Genomic DNA, 1,662 nt, shown 5'->3' with positions numbered 1-1,662 from the left:
GCTTATGCTTGAGTCCGCACCTACAGCATATCCTACCTGCTAGAGTCTCCGTAATTGCCCACTAGAGTAGTCGTAATGTTTCTAGAATTCTCTAAATATGTAGTTTATAAGTGTTTTTGCGTATGATGTTTTAATGAGAATAGAGTGTTTATTTTCAGGAATAATTTTACCTTTATTAGCAATCCCTTGGGAATTATACGCATATTCTTTAGATAGATCATTATATTTAGGAGCGTTAGTGGTCTCAATAGCTGAAATAGTCTCCCTTCTATTGGTCAAGAAAATAACTAAGAATAAACTGAGAATGTCTTATAATCGAGGAATCTTCCTTTCAATACCAATGATAATTATTATGATAATTTTTCCTTCAAGCAGTCCAATAATTTTCAAATACCCATTACTACTATTTCCAGCAATTATAGGGGGAATATGTGAAGAGTATATTTATAGGGGTTATATTCTAGAAGAAGGAAAATATGACGTTTATATTCAAGCAGTCCTCTGGTCGTTTAACCACATTTTAGATGGACCAATTTTCATGATTTATACTCTTTTTATAGGTGTAATTTTAGGACTAATTTCTAAGAAATATGGTATTATGCCATGTATTATAGCCCATGTCTGTAGTAATGTTTTAAGGCTAATGTGAAGTAACGAATGGTTTCAGAGACGTTGTGAGGACACTTTTCTAATGACGTAAAATGATGAAAGTAGATAAACGAGTAGTAGTGAAAGTCCTATTGAAAGTTGCAGATAAATTAAATTATACCATAAAGCTATCGATGCGCCCCATAAAAACTGTGAGATTGCTAAAATCACTTCATCAATATAAAGTAGTTTAACGTTGATAGGATTTGCCTTAGTTTGAGCCATACTTAGAGACAAATAAATTGCTATTAATGTTAATAAGCCATAAGGTATCTCGTTAATACTTATAGAGTAATATAGAGATGACGTACTTAAGGCAAGATTTAAAATGACGAAAGTTACAAATTTATTCACACTCATTTTGCCTCTAATTACCAGATAAGTGACATATATTGACAAGGAAAAGGAGATCAACGTGACCAAAATTGAAGCCTCTCTGACTGGATCGTAAGGTAGTGGAAGAATGGAGTGCGTCATTTCAGATGCAATGTTTGGTCCACTTAAGGCAATTGAGCTTAAGAGTATTGGATAATAGTCTTTACTCCTTAAGGAGAAGTAGACTATTTCTGGGAAGATCATTAAGAAGAACATGAATGAATTTGCAAGCTCAGCTAGTGACATGAAAATTTGTGATAAAGAATTAATTGAAATAGCTGGAATGTCAGTTCCATATACAAATAAGGTAACTAACGCATTATTGAACCCTCTTAAAATTACATAGTACAATAAGCTCATGATTATCTCGTTTGATAATAAAAATATGATAAGAGATGTTCTCCAAAAACCTAAATTTCTCAGAGTTATTGGGATGATAAATAAAATAATTGAAATGGATAATGCGATTACGAGGCTATCGAGTGAAAATGCAATTAAGAAAGCTACAGTTTGTATGTAAACTAAAATCATTGATAAGAAAGCGTATTTATCCTCATTATTTCTCATGCCTCTCTCTAGCGTTATTGATAGTAATATTGTCATTAGAATGATGTCTATAATGTAAACTAGTACTAGAGT

At 32.1% G+C, this 1,662-nt stretch carries 2 protein-coding genes; one reads left to right on the top strand and one right to left on the bottom strand.

Going from position 1 to position 1,662, the window contains the following annotated elements:
* The first annotated feature begins 133 nt into the window (after positions 1-133).
* On the top strand, positions 134-649 hold the full coding sequence (locus DMP16_RS09680) for a CPBP family intramembrane glutamic endopeptidase (protein ID WP_069281331.1): 516 nt from the start codon (positions 134-136) through the stop codon (positions 647-649).
* A gap of 14 nt (positions 650-663) precedes the next feature.
* Here the strand turns inward: DMP16_RS09680 and DMP16_RS11100 are convergent.
* Positions 664-1,662, bottom strand: a 999-nt coding sequence (locus DMP16_RS11100; protein ID WP_185957859.1) for a hypothetical protein, incomplete at its 5' end; no start/stop codon positions are given.

It is taken from the genome of Sulfolobus sp. B1 (genome assembly GCF_007050195.1).
Classification (GTDB): Archaea; Thermoproteota; Thermoprotei_A; order Sulfolobales; family Sulfolobaceae; genus Saccharolobus.
The sequence above is the reverse complement of the archived record's forward strand: the minus strand, read 5'-3'. Positions and strand labels throughout refer to the sequence as shown.